The sequence below is a fragment of the Clostridium sp. 1001271st1 H5 genome (assembly GCF_005845215.1).
Lineage (GTDB): Bacteria > Bacillota > Clostridia > Lachnospirales > Lachnospiraceae > Enterocloster.
Genome location: NZ_SPHO01000011.1, coordinates 115,370 through 141,670, shown reverse-complemented (window position 1 = coordinate 141,670; position 26,301 = coordinate 115,370). Strand labels below are relative to the sequence as shown.

The following is a 26,301-nucleotide window of genomic DNA, read 5'->3' as shown; positions in this document are numbered from 1 at the left end:
CTGAAAAAAAGAAAATAATTTTTGAAAAAATATAAAAACCGGTTGTAACATGAAGCAGAAAATGTTAATATAAAGCTTGTGCGAGGGTAAATTCTCACAAGCTTCTAAAAAACAGGAGAACGGGGGAATGTATAATGAAACAGGATGGAACATTATTTACACTTGAAAATGATGAACTTCTAGTTACTGTTGCCCGCCGCGGTGCAGAACTTACCAGGATTTATGACAAGAAGGCGGACCGTGAAGTGCTTTGGTGCGCAAAACCGTCTGTGTGGAACAGACACGCCCCTGTGCTTTTCCCATTTGTGGGAAAATGTTATGAGGGAGCGTATATCCATGACGGGAAAGAATACAGCATGACGCCCCACGGCTTTGCAAGGGATATGGATTTTGAGCCCCTGCTCTGCGATATGGATGAGTGCTGGTTCCGTTTGAAGGACACGCCGGAGACATATGGGAAGTATCCGTTCCATTTTGAAGTGGAGATTGGACACAGGCTGGAGGGCAGGACCATCCAGGTCATGTGGAAGGTCACCAACACGGATTCGGGTGAGATGCTGTTCATGATGGGCGGACACCCTGCATTCCAGGTGCCGGAAGGAAAGAACATATACGATTTCACCTTTGAGTTTAACCAAAAGGGGTGCCGCAAGGGACAGTTTACGGATTGTCTCCATTATCTTGCGCCCAATGCAGATGGTTACGAGAAGGAAGAACTACAGGGAGATTTAAAGCTGTCCGAGGGCCGTGTGCCTCTGACAAAAGGATTTTTCGATACAGCTCTTACATATATGTTTGATGAAGCACAGGTCAGCAGCGTAAGCCTGATATTGGATGGAAGCCCCTATGTGACGTTGGAATGCGACGATTTCCCATATTTGGGAATATGGACAATGGAGGCCACCCATCCCTTTGTATGTCTGGAACCATGGTACGGTATCTGCGCATCAGATGGATATAAGGGGGAATTGAAGGACAGAAGGGGAGTCATATCATTGCCCGGTTGGGAAACCTGGCAGAAGAGCTACCAGATAAGGGTGGAATAACGAATGAATGTCACGTCCGGACGCGCGGCGGAAAACCAGCTGAGGACGCGAGTATATATTACTAGGAGGAGAACCATGTATAAGATTGTAAAATCAGAATGCCTGGCAGATAAGATATATCTGATGGACGTGGAAGCACCGCGTATAGCCAGGGCCTGTCAACCAGGCGAATTTGTAATTGTCAAGATGGACGAAGTAGGAGAGAGAATTCCGTTAACCATCTGTGACTACGACCGTGAGAAAGGCCTGGTAACGATTGTGTTCCAGATTGTGGGAGCATCCACAGAGCGTATGGCCGGACTGAAGGCCGGAGACAGCTTTGCAGATTTCGTAGGCCCCCTTGGGCAGCCTTCCGAATTCGTGAAGGACGACCTGGAGGAAGTGAAGAAGAGACGCTATCTCTTTGTAGCCGGCGGCGTTGGTTCCGCACCTGTTTACCCACAGGTAAAATGGCTGAAAGAGCGCGGTATTGACGTGGATGTGGTGGAAGGCGCCAAGACCAAGGATATGCTGATTCTGGAAGAGGAAATGAGGTCAGTTGCAGGAAACCTCTATATCACCACGGACGATGGTTCCTATGTACGCAAGGGCATGGTAACGGATGTTGTTAAGGATTTGGTGGAGAACCAGGGGAAGAAGTATGATGTCTGCGTTGCCATCGGACCTATGATTATGATGAAATTTGTATGCAAGCTCACCAAGGAGCTGGGAATCCCAACCATCGTCAGCATGAACCCAATCATGGTGGACGGCACAGGAATGTGCGGCGCCTGCCGTGTAAGCGTTGGCGGGGAAGTGAAGTTCGCATGTGTGGACGGACCTGAGTTCGACGGCCATCTGGTAGATTTCGACCAGGCCATGAAACGCCAGCAGATGTACAAGACAGAGGAAGGCAGGGCCATCTTAAGGCTGCGTGAGGGAGCTACCCATCACGGCGGATGCGGAAACTGCGGAGGTGAGGAATAATGGACGTATTAAAGAAGATACCCGTAAGGGAGCAGGACCCAAAGGAAAGGGCAACCAATTTTAAGGAAGTATGTCTGGGATACAACCAGGAAGAAGCCCAGGAAGAGGCAATGCGCTGCATTAACTGTAAGAATGCCAAATGTATCCAGGGATGCCCGGTTGCCATTAATATACCAAAGTTCATTGCAGAAGTAAAAGAAGGTAAATTTGAGGATGCAGCCAATACCATAGCGGAATCCAGCGCCCTGCCTGCAGTATGCGGACGTGTATGCCCACAGGAGAGCCAGTGCGAAGGTAAATGTATCCGCGGTATCAAAGGCGAGCCAATCTCCATCGGAAAGCTGGAGCGTTTTGTGGCAGACTGGTCCAGGGAAAATGGGTTTGTACCGGCTAAACCGGAGAAGACCAACGGCATCAAGGTGGCTGTAATCGGTTCCGGCCCTGCAGGACTTACCTGTGCAGGCGACCTTGCAAAGATGGGATATGAAGTAACCATTTTTGAAGCCCTTCATGAGCCAGGCGGCGTGCTTACATACGGAATTCCTGAATTCCGTCTTCCCAAGTCAGGCGTGGTACAGCCTGAAATCGACAACGTAAGGAAACTGGGCGTTAAGATTGAGACGAATGTTATCATTGGAAAATCCGTGACCATAGACGAGCTGATGGATGAGGAAGGCTTTAAGGCTGTATTCATCGGTTCCGGCGCAGGACTTCCCAAGTTCATGGGAATTCCAGGCGAGAACGCCAACGGCGTATTCTCCGCCAACGAGTATCTGACCAGAAGCAACCTGATGAAGGCCTTCCGCGATGATTACGATACGCCAATCTACCTGGGCAAGAAGGTAGCAGTAGTAGGCGGCGGAAACGTGGCCATGGATGCTGCCAGAACAGCACTCCGTCTGGGAGCAGAGGTACATGTAGTGTACAGAAGAAGCGAAGCCGAGCTGCCTGCCCGTGTGGAGGAAGTACATCATGCTAAGGAAGAGGGAATCATCTTCAACCTGCTGACCAATCCGGTAGAGATTCTGACCGACGACAATGGATGGGTTAAGGGAATGGTAGTGCGCAAGATGGAATTGGGCGAGCCGGATGCATCAGGCCGCCGCAGACCGGTAGAGGTTGCTGGTTCTGATTACACCATCGACGTGGACGCTGTCATCATGTCCCTGGGAACATCACCAAACCCACTTATTTCTTCCACCACAGAAGGTCTGGAGACCAACAAGTGGAAATGCATCATTGCGGATGAGAGCAACGGAAAGACCACCAAGGAAGGCGTATACGCAGGCGGCGATGCCGTAACAGGCGCTGCAACCGTAATCCTTGCCATGGAGGCAGGCCGTGCAGGTGCAAGAGGAATTGACGAGTACCTTAACGGAAATAAATAAGTAAATATGTAATCTGGGATATAAGGAGCCGGTATCCGGGGGAGTCTGTCTGAATGGACAGGGGAACCTGGATGCCGGTTTTTGTGTGAGGGATGGGGAGGGGGAGGGTGAGAGGGCAGAGGATGAGGCGGCAGAAGATGGGGCGGCAGAAGATGAGGCGGCAGAGGATGGTGGGGCAGCAGAGACAGGAGAGGAAAAGAAAAATGAGTTAGGTATTGACGCTTTATGGGTATATGTGGTATTCTATAAAAAATCGCATGGAAATCTCTGTGCCGGATTCTTAGTTGCAGTTTCGTGGTCATTTGGCTGGTTCAGCCGTTTTCTCGTATGGATGTTTGAAAAAAGGTGGTGATGCAAGATTCATTGTGTTCTGCAGGATGCAGCGGTGTTTTTGAATCAATATCTATAAGTATCTGTGAGTCAGTACTGTTTATCAGTAATCGGTTATATTCGTAAATCAATATTCTTGAAAAATCAGATGGGATTGTTTGAACATTAAAATTGAATGGTATGTTTTGCGCGTCTTAAAAATCATTGTTTTAACGGCGTTTATTTGCTGACGAAATTTGTTGCGGTGGGGGGCGTGCGTTGCGGTGGGATGTGTGTGCTGCGGTGGGGAGCGTGTGTTGCAGTGGGATGTGTGTGCTGCGGTGGGGCGTGTGTGCTGCGGTGGGACGTGTGTGCTGCGGTGGGACGTGTGTGCTGCGGTGGGATGTGTGATAAGTGCAGCATTGCCTGATAAACTGACGGCCTGGAGAAGGGGAAAAGGTAATCATAAAAAGGACGATATTTGAAGCAGGGATGTTGGAAAAATCAGGGAAAGAGAGGCGGGTAAAGGAAAATGACTGGAAGAGAACGTGAGATAACCAAAAGTAAATTCAGAACAGGTATCATGGCATCTGTACTGTCAGTGCTAATGTCAGTTATGATTGCGCTGCCGGTTCATGGGGGCCAGTGGATGTATGATAATACCAGCTGGCGGTGGCAGGATGAAAATGGAAATCAACCTGAGAACCGTTGGCTGTGGCTGGGCGGCAATCAGGCTGGTTTGGCGGAGCATTTTTATTTTGGTCCGGACGGATACATGATTTCAAATACCACGGCACCGGACGGGCAGCAGGTGAATGAAGATGGTGCCTGGATAATAGACGGGATAGTCCAAAGGGAGGAAATGAACGAAGCGGACAACCGGGTATGGAACATAAACATGTCGGAAGCAGAGTATGTCCGGTTCATGGATATGGCGAACCGTATAAATGGAAAGACAGGAGCAGGTGTCTGTGAGAGGGATGGATATATTTTCATATCACAGATATTCATCAAAGGCATATAGCGCAAATGCTTTTTATCAGAGGAGGAGAAATGGGAATAACGAAGACACTGAAACGTATGATGGCATTATTTCTTGTAACAGTATTGGTATGTACAACAATCCGGACAACCAGCGGGGCCGGAGATTTAATTAATTTGAATCCATACCGTCAGGTGTTCCGGGGGAAAGATTTAAATGCGTTTGGAAAGACGCACCGGGATATGAATATCTACCAGGTAGGGGAAGGGGCAGGTGCCCTGCCTGCTTTATGTATACAGGAGGGGCACAAGCTGCCGGACGGCAGTCCGGCGAAATACGAGCAATATAATGTAGAGCCGGGAAAACCGGTTCCTGTCATCGGACCATTTGAGCGTTATCTGCCTATGGTGCTTGCCTATGAGTGGCTGGTCTCAGACAACTACTATATTCCGGCCCGCTATGGGGTGGTTCAGGTCTATTACTGGGGATGTATGAATGGATATGAACATAACTGGGCGTTACAGAAGCAGGCCATGGAAAAATTCCAGGCAGTGATGAACGGAGACCCCATGGTCATGATTTACTTTGAGGAAATGAAGGCGCATATCCTCCAGGGGGAAAGCGAGTATAATGGGACCGGCAGTTCTTCTCTGCCTGTCTGGACTGGTTCTGTCCAAAAAATGGTCCTAAAGGACGGACATTATGAGCTTACACTGGATATCAGCGGCTGCCCGCAGCTTCAGGGCACATCCTGGTCCTTTCCGGATAATCAGTGGTCATATAAACTGGCGCCGGATGGAAGAAGCATAACGTTTCAGTACAATGGAAGCCAGGAACCTATGGGAACGGTTACGTCAGCGGAAATACAGGGAATCGAGAGCCGTTTTTACGCCTATATATTTACCCCGGCTGCATCTGATAACCTTCAAAAACAGTTGGGATGGCTGGATTTCCACCGGCCCATGGCAGCTGTCTCCTTTTCCGTTGGCGCGGATGCGGTTTTGTCCGGGAGCAGCGGGTTGGAATTATACCGGCATTCTGAAACATTTGAGAGTAATTATAATATTGATTTAGAGAAATACTGCGCTGAGACCAATCAGCCATTGGAGGGAACTGTATTCAATGTGTGGGAGGATTTTGATTTTTCCCAGGTAAATGAACATGGCTATGAGGAGGGGAATCCGGATGGGACCAGCGGACAGGTCTATCTGAATTGTATGTCGCCGGAACCGGAGGCCGATTATATCTGTGATATCATGACCACGGATGCAGATGGGTATGCCAGACACAGTGATACCAGATATTATAATTACAGCAAAACCTACTGCATGGGACATCCTGCTCCGGAATGGATTGAGTGTGACCATGAAGATGAGGAGGAATGCAGCTGTGATGAGGAAAATGACCGGCTTCGCGGACAATGGATGGCTGAACAGGAACTGTGTGCTGCCACATGTGATTTCCACGCTCCGAATCATGATGAGAATAACCGTGAACGGGATACTTCGGCCATGGAAGCCATGCTGGCGGACCGGGATGAAACCTACGAAGGATTCATCGAATTAGAATACAGTTATCATTTGCAGGAAAAGACAGCACGGACCGGCTATATTCTTCACGGACTGCACAACGATGACAAGGAAGTGGAGAATGTCATACTGATGTCTGCCCAGGCGGGAGCTGCTGTACGGTCAGCCGGGTATAGGCCCCAATCCCTTGCAGGTAAGGCAGTGGAACCCATATATACTTATGTGGTGGAAATGAGGAAGAGAAGGTCTTATAAATATCCGGTTCCCGATGGTCAGGAGATGGAGATTGGGGAACAGCGCAGTATATTCAGCTTATTGGAAGAAGAGAAGGAAAAGAAGAGGGCGGAGGTGCCGGTAAATGGCCTGGCCGGCGGAAACATGTTTCAGGAACAGGAAAATGCCGCCAGCGGTACAGGAGAGCAGGAGACGGTGGAGGACGGTGAACAGGGGAAGGGTGATAATCTTTCTGGAAATGGAGTGCAAGGTGATGGAGGTAATGATAATCCGGGCAGCGGGGAGGATAAAGGCGGGGAACAGACAGACGGCAGCCCGGAGAGTGGGGACGGGGAAGATGGAAATCCGGAAGGTGAAAATCCAGGGAATGAGGAATCGGGGAATGAAGATACAGGGAATGGGGATGCAGGGAATGGGGATACAGGGAATGCGGATACAGGGAATGGGAATTTAGAGAATGGGGAATCAGGGAATGGGAACACAGGGAATGAGGAATCAGGGAATGCGGATGCAGGGAATATGGATGGAGGAAATGAGGATTCAGAGAATGGGAATTCAGGAAATAGGGATTCGGGGAATGGAACGCCGGACAATGAGGCTTCGGGAAACGGGGATTCGGAGAATGGGAAACCGGACAGTGCAGGTGTAGGAGGTGGAAATTCAGATAACAAAAATTCAGGAGAAGTAAATCATGGGGGGAAGAATGCAGAGGACTATAATCAAGAAAGCGAAAAACGGCAGGTCAAGGCATCTGCACTATCCGTATCATCCGGCTTATTAAAATCCAGTCATGAAAGAACAATTCTATTTTCCAGCATTTCAGAAGAGAAACACATAGTTAATTCTAAGCATCAATCCAAGAAAAGACCAAAAGAGACAGAAAATCAGAAAGATGAAGCTGATGAGGAGATAGAAGATACAACAGGCATAGATACAACAGAAATAAATACAAAAGCTGAGACAGTTAAAGGCAGTCAGGATATAGATGGCAGTACCATAAAAGTGACAGATATACAGAATTCCTATGCAGGTAATGCCACTAAACATCATCAGAACGATATGGGTCAAAGTGATGGAATGGGCCAAAGCGACCCAAAGGACCAAAGCGTCGCAACAGACCAAAGCAATGCAGACGATGAGGACAGCATCCAAAGTGTAATGTTTGAGGAGTACGAATATACCAGAAATCCCATCTCACCATCCTTTGATACAGAGGCATACTTCCAGGAAGACACGGACGAAGACAACGGGGAAACTCAGAAAGAAGGGAACCGCGCTGCACAGTTCATCAAATCCCTGTTTTTCAGGGAAAAGGATGATGACGATACCATAACAGTATCTCTGCCGGCTTTTATGGATGATGACCTGGGTTCCATGGATGTATCGGTTTATGGGGAGCCGGATACCATCCTTTACACATTTAAGGTGTGGAACCACCGGACAGAAGGACGGCTTCACATCAATAAAAAGGATTTAGAGCTATACAATGGGGCAGGGGACCAAAGTCATGGACTGACCCAGGGAGATGCCACACTGGAGGGGGCTGTCTATGGATTGTTTGCGGCCCAGGATATCATTCACCCGGATGGAAAATCCGGTATTGTGTTTAACCAGAACGATTTGACAGCCATAGCCGCTACCGATAAACAGGGCAATGCCTCTTTCCTGGCATATACGGAAAAGCCAGGCACCGGGCTGAACCATGAAGGAAACGTAATTGCATCGGAAAACATTACCGGACCGGAGAACCTTTATAATGGTTCATCTATCACCTCATCTTCCGAAGGATTTGGCACAGATGTATATCCTGATTACCTGTCCTCCAATGGGGACCAGTGGATTGGCCGTCCTCTGATAATGGGAAGCTATTATATTATGGAGCTCAGCCGGTCAGAGGGATACGAATTGTCTGTCAGCGGCATTTCCTTAAAGGAAAGCAACCGGACCCAGGATACAATCAGCAGGATACATGAGGCCGGACAGGCACGTATATCGGGTGGTTTATCCGATTATAATTCCATGGATGCAGATGGTTCCTGGAATGATTTTATAGTGGAGAGTTATAAAACCGAAAATGGATATGATATCACCCTGACCGGATATCCGCAGGGGGCGGAATTTTACGCCATAAAAACCGGAACAGAGACAAAGACGTATAAGGTGGTTTTGGGAAGCTCCCTACAGCCCAAAACGGACCAGCAGGGGAACCCTGTCTGCCAGACGGCAAAAGGAGGGGAGTATAAGATTGGCTCTGACGGAAACCCGATTACCCGGGAGGATACCGCTACGGACAGCGATACAGGAAAACGGATACCCTATGGGGAGACTCTGCCCTACCGTTTCAGGACAGCTCCATATCCCGGCGGTACGGCAGTACCGGCTGACATGAGTAAATGGGGACAGGCCATAGAACCCCAATATTTGTCAGACCAGGTTAACGGCATGTTGGTCCAGATTGGATACAGAAGGGTTGCAGACGACTCGCCCTGGACTGTAATCAAACTTTCAGGCCGGACCAACGTGCAGGCTGCAGAAGAAATCATGGATTGGTACACGGTCCATAACTTTTATGACTGCGGTTCAGTGGAAGATATTTATGAGAAGGAAGGCAATTGGTTTGCCTTGCTGCGCCATGATTATTCATTGGGTGACGCTGCCTTCCCGGCGGTCTATGACTCCGTGAACCGGAAGCTTTATGTACGCAAGACAGCAGATGTGTCAGGAGGTCCGACCGGCAGGGCAGGTTACTGGATTCAGTATCAGAAGGGTGAATTCAGCCTGAAAAGCGGAGTTGTTTCAATCCGGGAAAAGCGGGAGATAACCGCATCCATTCCTTATGGAAGCGACATGGAAGCAGCGGCCGGAATCCTGTACCAGCCGGTGTATGAGACTTACAAAGAGGGGGAAATGCTCCTTGACAGAGAGGGGAATCCCATCCCTCTTCTGGAGCGGGTCTATGAATACGAAGACAGGACAGAAACATATGACGTTGATAAGCTGGAACCTGTTGCGGCTGTCTATGATTCAGACACCGGGAACTATATGATTCATGTGGAGAATTATGTGGATTGGAATCAGAGGACAGAGCCTTTATATACAGGGTTCCGGGTGGTGACCAGGGAGAAAGCCATTGACTGGGAGGGGGAGAGAATGCCCTGTAACCAGTATCTGACAAACATAGCCGGGGCTGGGGTAAGCGCCTACGCAGCAATCCCCCCGCTGGACGAAGGAAGCTATATTGTATACCAGGCATTGCATTATCCGGGGCAGAAACAGCCCGTGCAGGATGCCGGCACTGGTTCCAGACCGCTGCAGGTATTACAGAGAGTCATAAAACAGTCCGTTAAGATTACAAAAGATATTTCCCAGTCATCCTATGACGGTGTAAATACATACGGAGCTGTCCACAATGACCCGCTGACCGTACTGCTGGGTTTGTTTAACGGAGGCAGCAGTTCACAGGGTGCAAAGCTTCTGAATCAATTTAAATTTAAGGCATATCTGAAAAGTAATCTGGAAAATATCTTTGTGGACAGCTCAGGTACTATCATTTCAGAAGATATAGGGACAGAGGATTTCAAAGGCGATGTACAGAAAATATATCTTCCTCCCAGAGGGGGAGGAGGACGGCGGCTGCTGGAGACAAAAGAAGACGGAACCTATGATTACACAAAATTTTTTGACGCCATGTATGCCGCTGTACAGGTGGAGAAGGGGAAAAAATCCCAGGAGGCAATAAGGCAGTTTGCCATTGATTACTTTGACGTGGACGGCTATAAAAGAGAGATTCTGGAAGCAGAACCGGAAATTAACAGTGATGCCGCCTATGAAAAGGCGCTCCTTCGGGCGGAGAAAGAGGCAGGAAACTATCTGTCCATTTTTACCGGACTGGATGAACGACTGGCCATTGCCTGGGACAGCGATGCAGACGGAGGGGCGGACGGTGATGTGACCACACTGCAATGTAATACCAGGAATGGGAAGGATGACTATTACAACCAATCCATCATGCTTGCGTACGGCACCTATGTTATAACGGAACAGGTTCCTGCAGACGTGGACAGGGAACTGGCAAACAGACATTTTAACAGGGACTATCCCAGGGAAATCACGCTTCCGTTTGTGCCGGAAATCGGCCGGGATGCCAATACAGGGGAAACAGATATAAATTACCTGACAGGCAGCCCCTATTTCCGCTATAACAGTAAGGATACACCGGAAGACCTGATTCGAAAATATAAGATTCGTTTTAACGAAGAGACACATATTATACAGGCCAATGGACAGGATGGCAGATTTGAAATATTCAAATACGGCCTGGATAAGGACATACGCCCGGGCCACAGCCTTACAACCCAGAAGCCGTATGAAGCAGAATATATGGATGGCGGTAATGATACCGTGAAGGAGTATTATGCCGGATATACATCCCAGAGCGAAGATGCCGGGATAATGGATGGGGTGGTCTATGACGGATATGAAACAGGGGACGGACAGTGGGAGGTCAGGGACCGTGTGGCGGTAATGAAGGGGATGCAGACTGCGGTTGACGGTAAATTTGCCCCCATGCTGGTGCCGTGGACTGTGCTGCCGCCGGCCGTGGACCGGATTAATCCGGACACAGGAAATGTGGAGACACTGATTCCGTCCGGAAACGGAATGGATTTTAATTTCGTGGCATTTGCCCAGGAGGATTTTGAGGATGAATATTACAATTCCAGGCTGCGCATTGAGAAGCTGGATTCCGAGACAGGTGATTCCATCATCCATGACGGCGCTTTGTTTAAAATATACGCAGCCAAAAGAGATGTGGAAAAGACAGGCATAAATACAGTAAAGGGTTCAGGAGACGTTCTGTATGGCGAGGCTGTGGACTGGGAAGGGAATCCTGTAACAGATGCAGACGGGAACCGGATTTTGTATCCGCGGGTGGGAAAGAACAATGGAAGTACGGATGATTTGCCTGTACGTCTGGATAAGGATGGAATTCCACAGTATGATGAAAGCCAGCTGATTAGGCAGGAAGACCAGGAGGGAAATGAAACAGGGATTTTCAGGGCATATTCCACAATCAGGGAAATCATCATAGACAATCAGGTAAAAAAGGTACCGGTGGGATACATCGAGACATATAAACCACTGGGAGCAGGCGCCTATGTGCTGGTGGAAATCCAGGCCCCTGAGGGATATACAAAGAGCCGCCCGGTGGCATTTGAGGTGTATGCAGACAGTGTGTCGTTTTACAGGGAGAGAAGAAATGGGGACGGAACCACGGAGGGATGGGAAGAAGAAACAGCCGTGAGATATCAGTATGCCATTCCCGTGGCAGGAAGCACCAATAAAGTCCGGACTGAGACTGTCAGCCGGATAAAGGTGGAGGATTATCCGTCCAGGGTCGAAATACTTAAAGTGGAGGACGGGGATTCCCTGGTGGGTAACCAGAATATCCTTCAGAGGGCCGATGCCCAGGGCATGGTGGAATCAAGCGGAGGTTTTGAAGATGATATTGCGGTAAATGACGCTGGGGACCGGTTGATTTATAAGGTAAGCGGACGCAGGGAAAAGCTGGAGGAACGGGGGGATGTGAGGGACATTGTTTACAATCCTGAAACCCTGCAGTGGGACGGATATGTGACTAAGCCATTGGACGAGTACTCAGAACATATGGTGGACGGCACGGAGATGGAGCTTAAGGCCATGTCCGGTGTAAAACCGCTGTACCGGCTGGATGGTGCCTTTTCAGGAAAGGGAATCCGGTTCGATATATCTGTATCCGGCGCCAGGCTGTCCCTGTACCATGCCATGGAAATTGAAAAAACAGGAGAGAATGCCTATAAGGGCGTAAGTGTCACGGTGGAGGACGGCAGGATAACAGGCATAACGGATACAAATACTGGAACCCATAAGGAAATACGCATGGTTGGTGAGGAAACCAGGTCAGGCAATGACGGAAGGAAGGGTCTGGGGATTGAAACGGAAAATGACCTGGAAAATGCCATAGGAACAAAGAGGGCGTCGTGGGATGTGTGGGATACCGTAATCGTGGACAATGCGCCGGTGAATTTGTATTTCTATGATTTAAACCAGGTGAATACCAGGAAAGACCCGGCCACAGGAGAGTTGCTGGTATTGGATGAAAGAGGGAACCCGCTGTGCTATGCGGATTCTGTTTCCGGCATGGCCTATGTGTATGATGATTACGGACGTATGCTGGCATACACCGTGGATGATGCGGGAAACAAGATGCTGGTAAAATCAATACAGGTGCTGGGAAAGGAAAACGGGCAGACCATTTATGAGAATAAAACCACGGTGGACGATGAAAATGGGCTTCCCATCTATTACACAGACGGAAGGACAGTGACAAAAGACGAGTCCTGGACCACAGACAGCAGCACTGATTCTCATGGAATCCAGGAGAACTTTGGCGCTAAGCATGCCATTGCCCGTCTGCCCTTTGGTTCCTACATACTTCAGGAGGAAGGGGTTCCCTATGACCAGGGGTATATCCAGGCAAGGTATATGGGACTTGTACTGCACGACACGGATGAGGTACAGAAATACTTCCTGCAGAATGAGTTCACCAAAACAGCATTTGCAAAACTGGATGTGCGGACACAGAAGGAAGTCATGGGAGCAGTTATGACCTTGTATCGGGCCAGTCTGGACAGCCACGGCAATCCGCATAAAGAGCAGGATGGTATGTACAGAAAAGGCCAGGTGTATTCTTCCTGGATAAGCGGATACCAGTACGATGACAATGGGAATCTGAAACTGGATGAGCAAGGGGAACCTGTTCCAACAACAGAACCGCATTGGATTGACCATATTCCTGTTGGATATTATGTGTTGGAGGAGACCATTTGTCCTTATGAACAGGGATATGTTCAGTCGGCAGCAGTTAATATTGATGTACTGGAAACAGGGAATGTCCAAAGCTTTGAGATGGAGAATGATTTTACAGCCATCGAAATCCTGAAATATGATACAAAGAACCGGGATGTAATCTATGAAGACAGCGAATCGTACCTGACCTTGTACCGGCCAATACTGGATGAAAAGGGGTTTCCAGTGGTGGAAAATGGGATTTTGCAGTACGATGACAACGAAAGGATACTCACATTCCGGGCAGCCACCTACAAGGATGGTCAGAATGTGGCAGCAACCGGACGCGTGGTCCCGGATGCAGGCGGAAATCATCCTATTATGAAGTACGATTATGATTACCGCATGATTCCCGGTACATATCAGGGACGGTATTACTATACGGAGCAAGGAACGGTTCGCCTGGAGTATCTGCCTGTGGGCGATTATATACTGGCAGAGACAGAAAATCCGGATGGCTATGCCACAGCCGACCCCATACTAATTAATATAGAAGAAACAGGACACTTAGAGGAAATACAATATTTTAAGATGGGGGATAAGCCTCTTGCATTGGAGGTATCCAAGGTGGATATCGCCGGCGGTAAGGAAGTAAACGGTGCAGAACTTGCCATTTATCCGGTGGATGAATGGGGAACTGTATCGGACCTGCCTCTTATACTCCACCAACCCACAGCCGATGGACAATATCAGGATGTGGAGGCTGTTTGGATTTCGGGGCTGGACGGAAGGTACACGGAGGAGGATGGAAAACAGGGACTTATTCCCGCAGGTTTTCAACCGGGGGATTTAAAACCGCATACAGTGGAGTATATTCCGGAAGGTAATTATATTCTCAGGGAGACAATAACTCCTTACGGTTTCCTGCAATCTGTGGATATTCCATTTACCATTGCAGACAGCCAGGTCCTGCAAACAGCAGAAATGACAGATGAAATCCCGGACGGCATTCTCCGTATCATAAAAAGTGATTCAGACGAGCCGGATGAAAGATTGCAGGGAGCTGAGTTTTGTCTGGTGAACCAGACAACAGGCACCATATGCGGGACCGTGGTTACAGACCAGCAGGGACAGGCACAGTTTAGTCCTCAACCCATCGGTTACATGGACCAGAACGGGAATTTCAGGCCCTATACCTATGTGTGCAGTGAAACAAAGGCAGCGGCAGGGCACATGCTGACCCTTGAGCCCTTTGAATTCCAATTTCAGTATAGGAATGAACTGACAGATATGATTGTCTGGGAATACAATCCCACTAATGACTCCAACCGGGTAGTTACAGATAAGCTATTAGGCGATACGGAAAAAATGCTGGAAGGAGTAACACTGCGGATTGAACACAGGACAGACTCCGGCTGGGAGACAGTGGAGGAATGGATTACCGGAAAACAGGGGCATTATACGAAGAATCTGAGTCCGGGAGTATACCGTCTGGTTGAGGTGAAAGCGCCGGAAGGGTTTAAACTGCAGGAAACTCCCATTGAATTTACCATCCGGGACGGCATGACGGAGGTCCCCCATCTAATCATGCGCAACTACGCAACGATTGTTGACGTGGAAAAGACGTCGGCCGAAACAGGAAACCTGCTGGGTGGAGCCAGATTGCAGCTCATTGATAAACTGGACGGAAGAACAGTCCGGGAATGGACATCGGAGGAAGGAAAGGGACAGCGGTTTTACGGCCTAAGGCCAGGAACATATATTATCCATGAGCTTCAGGCCCCTTCCGGATATGAACGGACTGAGGACAGGGAGATTGTGGTAAAAGAGTGGCCGGGAATGGATGGGCCGGAAATGGTCCGGGAATCCGGGAGGGAACTGCATAACATGGTCCAGGTATTCCGGTTTGAGAACCGGACGGCATCCTCATCCAGCGGAGGGGGAGGCGGCAGACCAAGGCCGAAGGTGGAGTACATTGCATTTAAGAAAACAGATGTTTCAGGAGAGGTACTCCAGGGGGCAGAATTCACTTTCTATGACCAGACAGGCCGTGTCATGGGCACCTCTGTCAGCGACAGCACGGGAACATTCCGTATAAGAAGGCCTGAAAATGGCACTTACACCTTCCGGGAAACAAAGGCCCCGGACGGATATGTACTGAATCCCTCCATATTCAGTTTTACAGTCAATGGCAGTGATGTCATAAGAGGTACATATGAGGTTGTCAATAAAGAATTGGAATTTACCGTCACAAAGCTGGATGGGGACAGCGGTCTGCCTCTTATGGGAGCCAGATTCAGGATTGAAATGGAAAAAGGCAGCGTACCGGGCAATGGGCCGGGGGATGTATATGAGGATGAAACCGGAACTGACGGTACATTAACATACCGTCCGGCATCCCCCGGTCTGTATACGATTCGTGAAATAGAAGCGCCTCAGGGGTATGAATTATCTGATGAGGTATATGATTTCACATTGGATGCAGAGGGGCAGGTGCGGGTCGGCACAGGAATTCAGGGCGATGCGAATATGCAGAATAGCATAAGCGCGCAGAATGGTACAATCATATATAACTGGAAGAAAAAACAGCCGGTAAGGAAAATCGGGAGTATTACAGCGGTGTATGAAGTGGGGAACCGTTTTGGAAAAGGGACATATCATTTCGGCTCCGGTTACAAGAATACGGTAAGGACAGGAGACGACCTGCCTTTGGCAGCAGCAGCGGCAATGGTGATTTTGTGTATGACGGGATTTGCTGCATGTCTGCGTATGAAGCAAAAGAAGAAATGGGGACATGGAGGGAAATGGGCGGCATTTATTTTCATTCTGATTCCTATTACAATTTTTCTGGCATTTAATGTAATGGCGGAGGAGACAGATACCATATCTGTCTCAGGGAAGATGGTATACCCTTCCATGGAAAGTATAGAACCTGTTCCTCAAACTGCCTGGATATTAGCCAGGGACCACATATCCGGGAAGGAGCGGAATGTCCTGCTGCCTCTCATAAGTTATCATTTTTCTGATAAGCATTGGACGGAGGGATTTCAACTGGAATTGACAGTCGTTGATTATGACGCAGGTTTTTATGAAGTTGGGGGGATAAGGATAGAGGCGCAGAGGGAGGAGATAAAAGACAAACTGGTTGGATATGAAGAGGAAATTTTAAGCCGTGCAGGGCTGAATCCGGAAGTATATAAAATTGACCGGTTCCAGTGGGATGGAGCGATTTATGAAAATAATGGTGTGTTATGCCGCAATATGACAGCCAGCGGCCGCAAAATGGTTGCAGACTGCACTGCAGTTTATGGAGGGGAGGTCAGCAGAAATATATTTCTTAATGACGATGAAAGGAATGAGGAGCGTGGCCAGGCTGCAGACGTTGGAATGGATGAGAGACATGTTGTAAAAGACAGAATGCAGCCGTTATTTTCTGCGGAGACAATGAAGTTTGCAGGTGGAATTCTTTTGACGGTCTTACTTACGGTCATGGTTTTGCTTATCATAAGGCGGACCAGACCGCAGGGTATGACCATGGTTATGGCGGCATTTTTGTTGGGATTTGTGTTCAGTCTTCAGTTTTTGGTAAAAACAGGGATGGAGTATGCTGACGGACGCAGAATGTATGGCATGGTACGGGATGAGGCGTACGGAAAGGGGGAAGAATTGGTGCAGGGAGATACGGCGCAAGGAGATTCAGCCCAGAGAGATACAACCCAAAGAGAACCCGCCCGCAGTAGGATGGACTGGGGAATGTTTTCCTTAAATGAATCAGCCCTGCGTTCAATTAATCCTGAATACCAGTTCTGGTTGGCTGTTCCCGGTACCGGAATCGATTATCCGGTGGTATGGCATGAAGATAATGAGTATTATCTGAATCACAATTTTTATCAGCAACAACATATAGCGGGCTGTATTTTTGTAGATTCCTCAGGGATTCCCCTGGCCGTGGACAACACAGTGCTGTATGGACATAACATGAAGGATGGAAGCATGTTTGCCGGTTTGAAAAAATACAGAGAAGAGGCCTTTTTCCGGGAACATCCTGTCATACGGATATTTTATAGGGGAAAATGGATGGAATGCCCTGTTTTTTCCTGTCAGCTCCGACACCAGAATGATGCGGGGGCCTATGGCGCTAACTTCATGGAGGAAGAGTGGCTGCCCTATCTTGAGAAGATGGGGGCGGCGTCCCTCTATGAAACCGGAATTACTCCCAAAGGGGATGAGAAGCTCATAACTCTTTCGACTTGTCAAGGCAAAGACCAATATTTGATTGTGCAGGCTCTGTTGAATGATATGTGATAATTGGACATTGTTGTTTTTGTTAGGATGGCAGGGAAAGGGGAGGAGGAGGGGAGCTGAAATGGGGATTGGAATGGTAACTGGAATGAGGGGTGGAATGTTGGGGGGAGGATTTGTATTATATTCTTTTGGTTAAAAAGCCAACCTCAAAAGTGAACATGGGAAGGGCGGTTAAGACAGCAAAGAAAGTCCAAAGAGAGTTAACTTTGTTCCCGTATGTCATGTATATTGCATATAAAGCAGAAAAATAGTATAGTAATAGAAGCTTTATGCAAATACGATGACAATAGGTGACATGAGTGAAAAAGAATATAGACTTACTGAATGGAAATATACTGACATCTCTGACGGAGCTGGCACTGCCAATCATGGCCACGTCACTGGTGCAGACTGCTTATAATCTGACGGATATGGCCTGGATTGGCATGGTGGGAAGCGATGCAGTGGCAGCAGTGGGGGCGGCAGCCATGTATACCTGGCTCTCTTCCGGTGTCGCAACCCTGGCCAGAATGGGTGGACAGGTGAAATCAGCCCATGCCTATGGGGAAGGGAATCACAGGGAGGCGGTCCAGTATGGAAAGGGAGCCCTGCAGCTGGCCCTTGTGCTGGCTGCTGTGTATGGAATCATCACAAATCTTTTTGCAGGACCGTTAATAGGGTTTTTCCATCTCAACTCGTCTCTGGTAGTGGAAGATGCAATTGTGTATCTGAGAATCGCATGCGGGCTTATCCTCTTTGCATTCATCGGACAGACTTTGACCGGGCTGTATACGGCCTCCGGCAACAGCAGGACTCCTTTTGTGGCCAACTGTATTGGTATGGGAGCCAATATCGTGTTAGACCCGCTGCTTATCTTTGGACTGGGGCCTGTTCCCGGCATGGGAGTAGCCGGGGCAGCCATTGCTACAGTGACAGCCCAGTTTATCGTTGCGTTGGTTTTGGTGCTTTCCATGAGAAGGGACCCTGTGCTGGCAGCCCAGATGCGGATTTGGATTGCCACGCCTCTATCCAATATTAAAACAATGGTGCGGATTGGATTTCCTGCCGCAATTCAAAGTATGCTGTACTGCGGAATATCCATGGTTTTAACCAGATTCGTCACTGCGTGGGGGGATACGGCGGTGGCAGTCCAGAGGGTAGGAGGACAGATTGAATCTATATCATGGATGACAGCAGACGGCTTCGGGACAGCTATCAATGCCTTTGTAGGGCAGAACTTTGGTGCGGGAAACCTGAAACGGGTTAAAAAGGGGTATATGACAGCATCTGTCATCATGTTCATATGGGGTATTTTTACGACCTGCCTCCTTATATTTGGAGCAGCGCCCATATTCAGCCTGTTTATCCATGAGCCGGAGGTGATACCCGCTGGTGCTGATTATCTGCGGATTATTGGCTTTTCCGAAATGTTCATGTGCGTTGAATTGATGACAGTAGGGGCTCTGTCCGGCATGGGTAAGACAAAGGAAGCTTCCATTATAACCATTATACTTACGGCGGCGCGTATACCGCTTGCTGTGATTCTGGGAAGTACAGTTTTGGGGCTGAACGGTATCTGGTGGGCCCTTACCATTTCCAGTGTTGTAAAGGGAATTATTTTCTTTGTGTATTATCTTCATATCATGAAAAAAATGAAGGCATAGCGACTGCAGAAAACAGAGGGGTAAAACTCAAAAGATGGAGGATTAAAGGAAATCCCTATTTTAAAGAAGAGTTAACGTTTAAAAAATGTTCAACAGGCGGGCCGTGCACATTGATATGTTCCCGCCTGTTTTAATACTCAAATGATACTGGAATTTTTGATGCACCAAATATCTGGCAATCAATTTGGTGAAAGTGATACTAAAACATGTCTAAAATATAAGGAATACCAGAGAATAAACCACTTGCATAATGTCGCATTTTGTGAGAAAATAGAACCAAGTATGATGTGATAAATTTAACAAATGGGCACTGTACTTGGTCAAATTCATTTTTGAAAGGAGTTTTAACACATGATTTATTCACATGAAGTAGAAGAGATGTGCACAGTTGCACAGGGCGTTCATCATGGCGCTGCTCCAATTCCAGAAGAAGCAAAATGGGTAAAATCAAAAGAAGTCAAAGACATTTCCGGCCTGACCCACGGCGTAGGCTGGTGTGCTCCTCAGCAGGGTGCCTGCAAGCTGACACTGAATGTAAAGGAAGGAATCATCCAGGAAGCTCTGGTTGAGACCATCGGATGTTCAGGTATGACACACTCCGCCGCTATGGCAGCAGAGATTCTGCCAGGACGTACTGTGTTGGAAGCTTTAAATACAGACTTGGTATGTGACGCTATTAATACAGCTATGAGAGAACTGTTCCTTCAGATTGTGTACGGAAGAACACAGAGTGCATTTTCTGAGGATGGACTTCCTGTAGGAGCCGGTCTGGAAGATTTAGGAAAGGGTCTCCGTTCCCAGGTTGGAACTATGTACGGAACTCTGAAGAAAGGTCCCCGCTATTTGGAAATGGCTGAGGGTTATGTAACCGGTATTGCACTGGATGCAGACGATCAGATTATTGGTTATCAGTTCGTAAGCCTTGGCAAGATGACTGATTTCATCAAGAAGGGCGACGATCCTAATACAGCATGGGAGAAGGCACAGGGCCAGTACGGCCGCGTTGCTGACGCTGTTAAGATTATCGACCCACGTAAAGAATGATGAAGACCGAATAGGAGGAATAAGAAGATGGCATTATTTGAATCATATGAGAGAAGAATTGACAAAATCAATTCTGTATTAAACAGCTATGGCATTGCTTCCATTGAAGAAGCTGAGAAGATTACGAAAGATGCAGGCCTGGACGTTTATGATCAGGTTAAAAAAATTCAGCCAATCTGCTTTGAGAACGCTTGTTGGGCATACATAGTAGGCGCTGCAATTGCTATTAAGAAGGACTGCAGAAGGGCTGCTGACGCTGCAGCTGCTATCGGTGAAGGCCTTCAGTCATTCTGTATTCCAGGTTCTGTTGCTGACCAGCGTAAGGTTGGTTTAGGACACGGTAACCTGGGCAAGATGCTTCTGGAAGAAGAAACCGACTGTTTCTGCTTCCTGGCAGGCCATGAGTCCTTTGCTGCTGCTGAGGGCGCTATCGGTATTGCCGAGAAGGCAAACAAGGTTCGTCAGAAACCACTGCGCGTTATCCTGAACGGTTTAGGAAAGGACGCTGCACAGATTATTTCCAGAATCAATGGATTTACCTATGTAGAGACAGAGATGGATTACTATACGGGCGAGGTTAAGGAGCTGTGGAGAAAATCCTACTCCGAGGGACTTCGTGCAAAGGTTAACTGCTACGGCGCTAACGACGTAACAGAGGGCGTTGCCATCATGTGGAAGGAAGGCGTTGACGTTTCCATCACCGGTAACTCCACCAACCCAACCAGATTCCAGCATCCGGTTGCAGGAACTTATAAGAAGGAATGTGTAGAGAAGGGTAAAAAGTACTTCTCCGTAGCATCCGGCGGCGGCACAGGCCGTACCCTGCATCCAGACAACATGGCAGCCGGTCCTGCTTCCTACGGTATGACAGATACCATGGGACGTATGCACTCTGACGCTCAGTTCGCTGGTTCTTCTTCCGTACCTGCACACGTTGAGATGATGGGTCTTATCGGCGCTGGTAATAACCCAATGGTTGGAATGACAGTGGCTATTGCGGTTAGTATTGAGGAAGCGGCAAAGGCTGGGAAATTCTAAGAAATCCAGTAAAATTAAGGATTTAAGATGTTGTTAAAAGTAGAAAAAAGTAGGGAAATGTATGTAACTCATACATTATCCCTACACTACTTCTACACCCATATTCCTACACTAAAAACAAGCTATTTTATTTTTTCTATATCTTCTCTCAGCCATTCCAAATCGCGGACAGTATAAGTAGATTCTGTTATGTCTTGTATGGTATGTCCAACCATTTCTTTAAGTGCATACTCATCCATACCGGATTTTTTCCCCATCGTAACAAAGGTTGTTCGTGGATCATGAGGTCTATGATTCGGGTTTAGATTCAATTGACTAATCACTTTTTCAAAACGATTAGCGTATTTGTCGTACGTTACAGACCAGGAACCGGAATGTGTCTGTCCTTTATCATTAAAAAGATATTCACTATTGATAGAAATTGCAAATTTATAATTACGTTCAACGAATTTTAGGATTCTTGGATGAATAGGAACTATCCGTTGCTTCCCTGCTTCTGTCTTCATTCCAGCTTGCATATACCTTTTTTCTAAATTGACCTCGTCCAACCGTAAGGTAGCGAGTTCTTGCGGGCGCCAACCCATATAACATTGAATGAGAATCCAATCAGCAAATTTTACATTATCAACATTTTGCCACAAAACTTTCATTTCATCATCGGTAAATGGAAAGTGTTTTTTCTTGTTTTTCTCTATTTCAACAATAATGTCTCCAGAAATTTCAAATGTTCTTGCATAATTCATAGGAACGATTTCATACTCAAGAGCGTAGTCAAACATAGTATTAAATAAAGATTTTATTCTGGATTTTGTACTTGGTGATGGATGGATTTTTTCTCCTTTCTTTTTTCCTCTCGTTTCGATTCGAAATCCCTCTTCCATACATCCTTTAATGTGTCGAGCCCTAACATCTTTTGCGCGCATATCGTATATGGAAGAACAATATGTCCATGCGGAATTTACAGAACGTATATAAGTATCAGATGCATCTTTTAAGTATTCACTGAGCCATTTTTCATACAGTTCCTTTATCGTAATATCTGGTTCCAGATCATACGGGTTTTTATTGTATTCCACCAGGGCCGTATATGCATCATTGTACGTTGGAAAATATGACTCCGGTTTTAATGGTTTACATATTGGACGTCCGGTGGATGTCTTTCCAACTGTGACCATAGCTCGAAAGGGGTTCCTGAGATTACGATTTTTGATTTCGCTTATCTGTCCGAAACCGTTAGGAAGTCGCCTTCGCTTGTTATTTTTGCTTCGAGGCTTTCGTTGTTTGATATCGGGTTGTAGCGGATAGCCACAATGCGGGCAGAAAGTAGCTTTATCGCTAACCTGTAGATCACACTCGGGGCATTTTATCAACATTCTCAATACCTCCTTAAATATTTTATAAATCGAGATTTTTGTGCGGCAAGGTTGATTTATCATTAGTAATCATATATGATAGTGTAGGAATTGTCAACTCCTACACTTAAACTTTTTAAAGGGATGGGTATATGGTTAGCAATGAGGAATTAACCTGCCGGAATTGCGGAGTAAGGTTAAAGAGGTACGATAATGTATTGAGAATTGTTCGGACTAAAGGAAGAAAAACTTCATGGGTAAAAGTAAATCGGTTTCGTTGTCCTTCCTGCGGACAGATACGCAGAGAATTGCCGGATTATATTTCCCCTTATAAGCAGTACGAAGCCGAAGTGATTCGTGGCGTACTAGAGGGATTCATTACCTGCGAGACATATGGATATGAAGATTATCCATGCGAGATGACGATGGCTCGATGGAAGAATTCGCAAGAATTACAACTCCTTTTGTGAAAGACAAAATCGAAAGGAGATTCAGGATGTCAAAAGAGGAAAAGCACTTACAAACTAAGATTCGTATATTCGAGGATATGCTTTTACGATGTAAGAATTTTGGTCAGGCAGAAGCGATTCAAATTGAATTGACAAGAATGAGAGCAAAACTACAAAAATCGTATTTCAAGAGAATGGAGTCCTAACAAGGGCTCTTTCTTTTTTATCGTTTGGAGAACTATTTTTAAAGGGATGGGGAGAATGGTTAAAAATCAAAAGAAGCCGTTGGTGGCGGCTTCTCGTGATGAATTACTTTGTGTAGCATTGCCTGTAATTCATAGGCTTTTTGGTGTCTTTATTCTTCAGAAGGAAAACCAGGTACTCGGGTAAAAGTTTGGATTCCTCTTTCGGCTTAAAGCACTTAGAATAAGAGACGTACTGCTTTTTGACCAATGACCATCACCTCCATCCCTTTAAAAATAGTTCTCCTTTCGATACTTTACATTCTAACTGTGGTTTTTCATTCAGTCAATGTAAATAGCCACCGAGGTTGTTTTAACAAATTGCGGTTCTTATCCTAGAATAGCCGTTGAAAGGAGGTAACAGCCAATGGAAGAAATTATATTTGCGCCGGGGTCTGTTCCGGTAGCGGTCGTTGCCAGGGTGTATGGGAAAGATGCTTCCTGGGTTCGAGCCGGTATCATATCCGGATGGCTTCCTATTGGAAAGGCTACTAGAAACGGAAAGTTGATTACCAACATTGAAGAGATGAATTCGAAGTATGGACGCATTAACTTTTATATTTCTCCGAAGCGGCTCTGGGAAGAAACCGGATATTTATGGAAAGGAGAGAAGCGTTAATATGGGAACAACGATTCGCCCGGAATTATCTGAGAAAAATCCATATTGGATTGAACGTCATCGCTACTATGAACTGAAGCATTTCTGTTTACAGTATCCGATATGGAAGAAAGCATACGCCGCCCTGGATGGGCTTAGCCGGCGGCCTTCTGATATGGAAGTATTTTCAAAGAACGGGGTGGTTGGCGATCCGACTGCTCGATGTGCAGAAGCTCGATCTCACTATTTAGAGCGTATGAAGACGGTCGAGCAAGCGGCGATTGCGACAGATGCAGAGTTATCCACTTACATTTTAAAAGGAGTAACCGAGGGATGGTCCTACGATATATTGAAAGCTAGGTTAAATATTCCATGCTGCAAGGATGTTTATTACAACTTGTACAGACGATTCTTCTGGTTACTGAATAAAGTGAGGGATTGAAATGAAGATTGTAGACATAGCAGTCAAAAAAGTCTATCGCTTCAACTGTCCGAATTGTCAAAGTCGATTGGAGGCGGACAGCAAAGAGGTGGTGGATATCGGAGGAAAGGTGTGTAAATTCCATTGCCCCGTGTGTCGGAAAGAGCGATATATTGCCTGGTCCGACATGAGAAAGAAGATCGTGTATGAGGGCGAAGGAACGCAGAAATAACATCTCCTATTGTGAAAGGAGAGTGACACATAATGGAAGAACTTATGAAAATCAACGCGAAAATTAGAAAACAACAAATTGGTAGACTGTTTGCGGCTGGGGTATGTGCGTGTTGCGGTATTGGATTGTTAGCGAGTTATAGCTACCAAAAAGGTATCACGGCGTGCCAAAAATCAATAGCAAAGTTTTACCCAGATGAGTATGAATCTTTAACAGCGAAGGTTTTAGAAACATTTGAACGGGAAGGGGTTACTAAATTTTAAGAGATTGAGCCAGCAATGGCTCTTTCTTTTTTATCCTAGGTTAAAACACAGTACCAAGGTATCCGAAAGACATGCTATGTTGATATTTGAAAAAATCCCGGGTGGGAAATCTGGAAAAAGGTTTTTGAAAGGAAGAACAAAATATGGAGCTGGTTATTTGCATTATCGTTGGTATTGTTATCGGAATTGTCTTCGGACGACAGGTATTCCGAAGGGATGTCGTTGGTTCGCTGCGGGTTGATCAATCCGATCCGGACAGCGGACCTTATTTGTTTTTGGAGCTGTCCCATAAGGGAGCGGATGCGATATATAAGAAAAGATATGTAGTCTTGAAAGTCAACATCAAAAATTATATTTCGCACGAATAACAAGTCCTTTTATGGAGCAGTTAATGAATTCACGAAAGGAGAACTAAAATGAGTGAAAACATCAAAGAATTGTTGAATGAGGAGATAGCAGCGGAAATTCAAGCAATATCTTCTCTGGATTCGGGTAGCGAAGAGAAATCAAAGGCTATAGAGGATCTGGCAAAACTCTACCGTTTGAGAATCGAGGAAACCAAAAGTGAGCTGGACGCAGAGGATAAGCGAAGCCGGCGTACGTTGGAAAGTGAAGCAAATGTCCGGGAGAATGAGATTAAGAAATCTCAGTTGGACGAACAGATCAAAGCCGACGTACAGGATGAGCAGTATAAGCGTTCTCAGCTTGACGAGCAAGTGAAGGATCGATATTTCAAACTGGGGATTGCAGCGGCAGAACTTCTCATACCGATAATGTTCTATGGTATCTGGATGCGGAAAGGATTCAAGTTTGAAGAAACGGGAACCTATACCTCAACAACATTCAGAGGATTATTCAATCGTTTTAGACCGACAAAGAAATAATTAACCGGTCAGAAATGAGGAGGGCGTGATTTACACATGTCCTCTTCGTTTTTGCGTGATTTTTACAGACGCTATTATGGAAAGGAGATGCTACAAAGAGCTCTTTGTCTCTTGACCGTACACCGGAAGAAACCGTACAATAATAGCGGTTCTTTCGAAAAACGAAAGGAGATAATATTTATGAGCTACAAAATTATCAAACCCGAAGGTATTGAATTGATTGAGTACCTGAATAACGGATATGCGATTTGCAATCGGTGTGGAGCCGTCATGAGGCAAACAGAAGATCCGAAGACTGGATGCGGAATTTATATCTGTCCATCGTGTGGATTAAAGGTGGACGAAGAGGATTACGAGTATGAGTCCGATGAAGAAGTAGAATGGACGGAAGAAATGCTCGATATGGAACAAGGAGATATTCCGCCAGCCGGATGCAGAGCCTGCGGAGGACCATATCCGTATTGCAAAACGTCATGTAAGCTATTTGATGACTAAAAATATTATTAAGAGAAGGTCTATGCTTCGGCATAGGCTTTTTCTTTTTGGAGAAT

The 26,301-nt window shown here is 46.8% G+C and carries 18 protein-coding genes; 17 read left to right on the top strand and 1 reads right to left on the bottom strand.

All coding sequences use genetic code 11. From position 1 onward, the window contains the following. Positions 1 to 134 precede the first annotated feature (134 nt). From FGS84_RS17615 to FGS84_RS17570, 10 genes are all read left to right on the top strand, one after another. Positions 135 to 1,046, top strand: coding sequence for an aldose 1-epimerase family protein (locus FGS84_RS17615; RefSeq protein WP_138309760.1), 912 nt, complete (start codon positions 135 to 137; stop codon positions 1,044 to 1,046). Positions 1,047 to 1,121: 75 nt separating this feature from the next. Further along, the gene (locus FGS84_RS17610) at positions 1,122 to 2,012 is read left to right on the top strand and encodes a sulfide/dihydroorotate dehydrogenase-like FAD/NAD-binding protein (protein WP_002569852.1); all 891 of its coding nucleotides are present in this window, start codon (positions 1,122 to 1,124) and stop codon (positions 2,010 to 2,012) included. Then, the gene (gltA, locus tag FGS84_RS17605; RefSeq protein ID WP_138309759.1) at positions 2,012 to 3,400 is read left to right on the top strand and encodes an NADPH-dependent glutamate synthase; all 1,389 of its coding nucleotides are present in this window, start codon (positions 2,012 to 2,014) and stop codon (positions 3,398 to 3,400) included. Before FGS84_RS17610 ends, gltA begins: the two co-directional genes overlap by 1 nt. An 85-nt stretch (positions 3,401 to 3,485) precedes the next feature. Beyond that, entirely contained in the window at positions 3,486 to 3,752 is a 267-nt protein-coding gene (locus tag FGS84_RS17600) for a hypothetical protein (protein ID WP_138309758.1), read from the top strand. 153 nt (positions 3,753 to 3,905) lie between these two features. Further along, the gene (locus FGS84_RS17595; protein WP_207671129.1) at positions 3,906 to 4,139 is read left to right on the top strand and encodes a hypothetical protein; all 234 of its coding nucleotides are present in this window, start codon (positions 3,906 to 3,908) and stop codon (positions 4,137 to 4,139) included. Positions 4,140 to 4,241: 102 nt separating this feature from the next. After that, positions 4,242 to 4,733, top strand: coding sequence for a hypothetical protein (locus FGS84_RS17590; RefSeq protein WP_138309756.1), 492 nt, complete (start codon positions 4,242 to 4,244; stop codon positions 4,731 to 4,733). A 56-nt stretch (positions 4,734 to 4,789) separates the two neighbouring features. Further along, complete coding sequence (locus FGS84_RS17585; protein ID WP_347563853.1) at positions 4,790 to 17,584, top strand: SpaA isopeptide-forming pilin-related protein; 12,795 nt, start codon at positions 4,790 to 4,792, stop codon at positions 17,582 to 17,584. Between the two features lie 299 nt (positions 17,585 to 17,883). Continuing rightward, positions 17,884 to 19,227 (top strand): MATE family efflux transporter, encoded by a 1,344-nt coding sequence (locus FGS84_RS17580; RefSeq protein ID WP_138309754.1) that lies wholly within the window; start codon positions 17,884 to 17,886, stop codon positions 19,225 to 19,227. A 351-nt stretch (positions 19,228 to 19,578) separates the two neighbouring features. Beyond that, positions 19,579 to 20,271 carry a nitrogen-fixing protein NifU gene (locus tag FGS84_RS17575; protein ID WP_002569846.1) on the top strand — a complete coding sequence of 231 codons (693 nt, stop codon included), beginning with the start codon at positions 19,579 to 19,581 and terminating at the stop codon, positions 20,269 to 20,271. A gap of 27 nt (positions 20,272 to 20,298) precedes the next feature. Next, complete coding sequence (locus tag FGS84_RS17570; protein ID WP_117627229.1) at positions 20,299 to 21,309, top strand: GGGtGRT protein; 1,011 nt, start codon at positions 20,299 to 20,301, stop codon at positions 21,307 to 21,309. Between the two features lie 122 nt (positions 21,310 to 21,431). On the opposite strand, the gene FGS84_RS17565 is transcribed toward FGS84_RS17570, so the two are convergent. After that, positions 21,432 to 22,682 carry a tyrosine-type recombinase/integrase gene (locus FGS84_RS17565; protein WP_006781060.1) on the bottom strand — a complete coding sequence of 417 codons (1,251 nt, stop codon included), beginning with the start codon at positions 22,680 to 22,682 and terminating at the stop codon, positions 21,432 to 21,434. 131 nt (positions 22,683 to 22,813) lie between these two features. On the opposite strand from FGS84_RS17565, the gene FGS84_RS31575 reads away from it, so the two are divergent. The 7 genes from FGS84_RS31575 (at position 22,814) to FGS84_RS17525 (ending at position 26,245) form a co-directional block, all read left to right on the top strand. Next, positions 22,814 to 23,131, top strand: coding sequence for a DUF6431 domain-containing protein (locus FGS84_RS31575; protein ID WP_081034798.1), 318 nt, complete (start codon positions 22,814 to 22,816; stop codon positions 23,129 to 23,131). Between the two features lie 588 nt (positions 23,132 to 23,719). After that, positions 23,720 to 23,971: a hypothetical protein gene (locus FGS84_RS17555; protein WP_006781058.1), complete on the top strand. Its 252-nt coding sequence runs from the start codon at positions 23,720 to 23,722 to the stop codon at positions 23,969 to 23,971. 1 nt (position 23,972) lies between these two features. After that, positions 23,973 to 24,392 carry a hypothetical protein gene (locus tag FGS84_RS17550; protein ID WP_007868904.1) on the top strand — a complete coding sequence of 140 codons (420 nt, stop codon included), beginning with the start codon at positions 23,973 to 23,975 and terminating at the stop codon, positions 24,390 to 24,392. Positions 24,393 to 24,635: 243 nt separating this feature from the next. Continuing rightward, positions 24,636 to 24,866, top strand: a complete 231-nt coding sequence (locus FGS84_RS17540; protein ID WP_007868878.1) for a hypothetical protein — start codon at positions 24,636 to 24,638, stop codon at positions 24,864 to 24,866. A gap of 143 nt (positions 24,867 to 25,009) precedes the next feature. After that, complete coding sequence (locus tag FGS84_RS17535; RefSeq protein ID WP_007868875.1) at positions 25,010 to 25,234, top strand: hypothetical protein; 225 nt, start codon at positions 25,010 to 25,012, stop codon at positions 25,232 to 25,234. A gap of 48 nt (positions 25,235 to 25,282) precedes the next feature. Further along, positions 25,283 to 25,750, top strand: a complete 468-nt coding sequence (locus FGS84_RS17530; protein WP_007868874.1) for a hypothetical protein — start codon at positions 25,283 to 25,285, stop codon at positions 25,748 to 25,750. Between the two features lie 180 nt (positions 25,751 to 25,930). Further along, complete coding sequence (locus tag FGS84_RS17525; protein ID WP_007868872.1) at positions 25,931 to 26,245, top strand: hypothetical protein; 315 nt, start codon at positions 25,931 to 25,933, stop codon at positions 26,243 to 26,245. Positions 26,246 to 26,301: the final 56 nt, after the last annotated feature.

What these genes read in the sequence shown, in the direction of transcription:
- FGS84_RS17615 (WP_138309760.1), top strand. Translation starts at nt 135, where the DNA reads ATGAAACAGGATGGAACATTATTTACACTTGAAAATGATGAACTTCTA.
- FGS84_RS17610 (WP_002569852.1), top strand. Translation starts at nt 1,122, where the DNA reads ATGTATAAGATTGTAAAATCAGAATGCCTGGCAGATAAGATATATCTG.
- gltA (WP_138309759.1), top strand. Translation starts at nt 2,012, where the DNA reads ATGGACGTATTAAAGAAGATACCCGTAAGGGAGCAGGACCCAAAGGAA.
- FGS84_RS17595 (WP_207671129.1), top strand. Translation starts at nt 3,906, where the DNA reads ATGGTATGTTTTGCGCGTCTTAAAAATCATTGTTTTAACGGCGTTTAT.
- FGS84_RS17590 (WP_138309756.1), top strand. Translation starts at nt 4,242, where the DNA reads ATGACTGGAAGAGAACGTGAGATAACCAAAAGTAAATTCAGAACAGGT.
- FGS84_RS17585 (WP_347563853.1), top strand. Translation starts at nt 4,790, where the DNA reads ATGATGGCATTATTTCTTGTAACAGTATTGGTATGTACAACAATCCGG.
- FGS84_RS17575 (WP_002569846.1), top strand. Translation starts at nt 19,579, where the DNA reads ATGATTTATTCACATGAAGTAGAAGAGATGTGCACAGTTGCACAGGGC.
- FGS84_RS17570 (WP_117627229.1), top strand. Translation starts at nt 20,299, where the DNA reads ATGGCATTATTTGAATCATATGAGAGAAGAATTGACAAAATCAATTCT.
- FGS84_RS17565 (WP_006781060.1), bottom strand. Translation starts at nt 22,682, where the DNA reads ATGTTGATAAAATGCCCCGAGTGTGATCTACAGGTTAGCGATAAAGCT.
- FGS84_RS31575 (WP_081034798.1), top strand. Translation starts at nt 22,814, where the DNA reads ATGGTTAGCAATGAGGAATTAACCTGCCGGAATTGCGGAGTAAGGTTA.
- FGS84_RS17555 (WP_006781058.1), top strand. Translation starts at nt 23,720, where the DNA reads ATGGAAGAAATTATATTTGCGCCGGGGTCTGTTCCGGTAGCGGTCGTT.
- FGS84_RS17550 (WP_007868904.1), top strand. Translation starts at nt 23,973, where the DNA reads ATGGGAACAACGATTCGCCCGGAATTATCTGAGAAAAATCCATATTGG.
- FGS84_RS17540 (WP_007868878.1), top strand. Translation starts at nt 24,636, where the DNA reads ATGGAAGAACTTATGAAAATCAACGCGAAAATTAGAAAACAACAAATT.
- FGS84_RS17535 (WP_007868875.1), top strand. Translation starts at nt 25,010, where the DNA reads ATGGAGCTGGTTATTTGCATTATCGTTGGTATTGTTATCGGAATTGTC.
- FGS84_RS17530 (WP_007868874.1), top strand. Translation starts at nt 25,283, where the DNA reads ATGAGTGAAAACATCAAAGAATTGTTGAATGAGGAGATAGCAGCGGAA.
- FGS84_RS17525 (WP_007868872.1), top strand. Translation starts at nt 25,931, where the DNA reads ATGAGCTACAAAATTATCAAACCCGAAGGTATTGAATTGATTGAGTAC.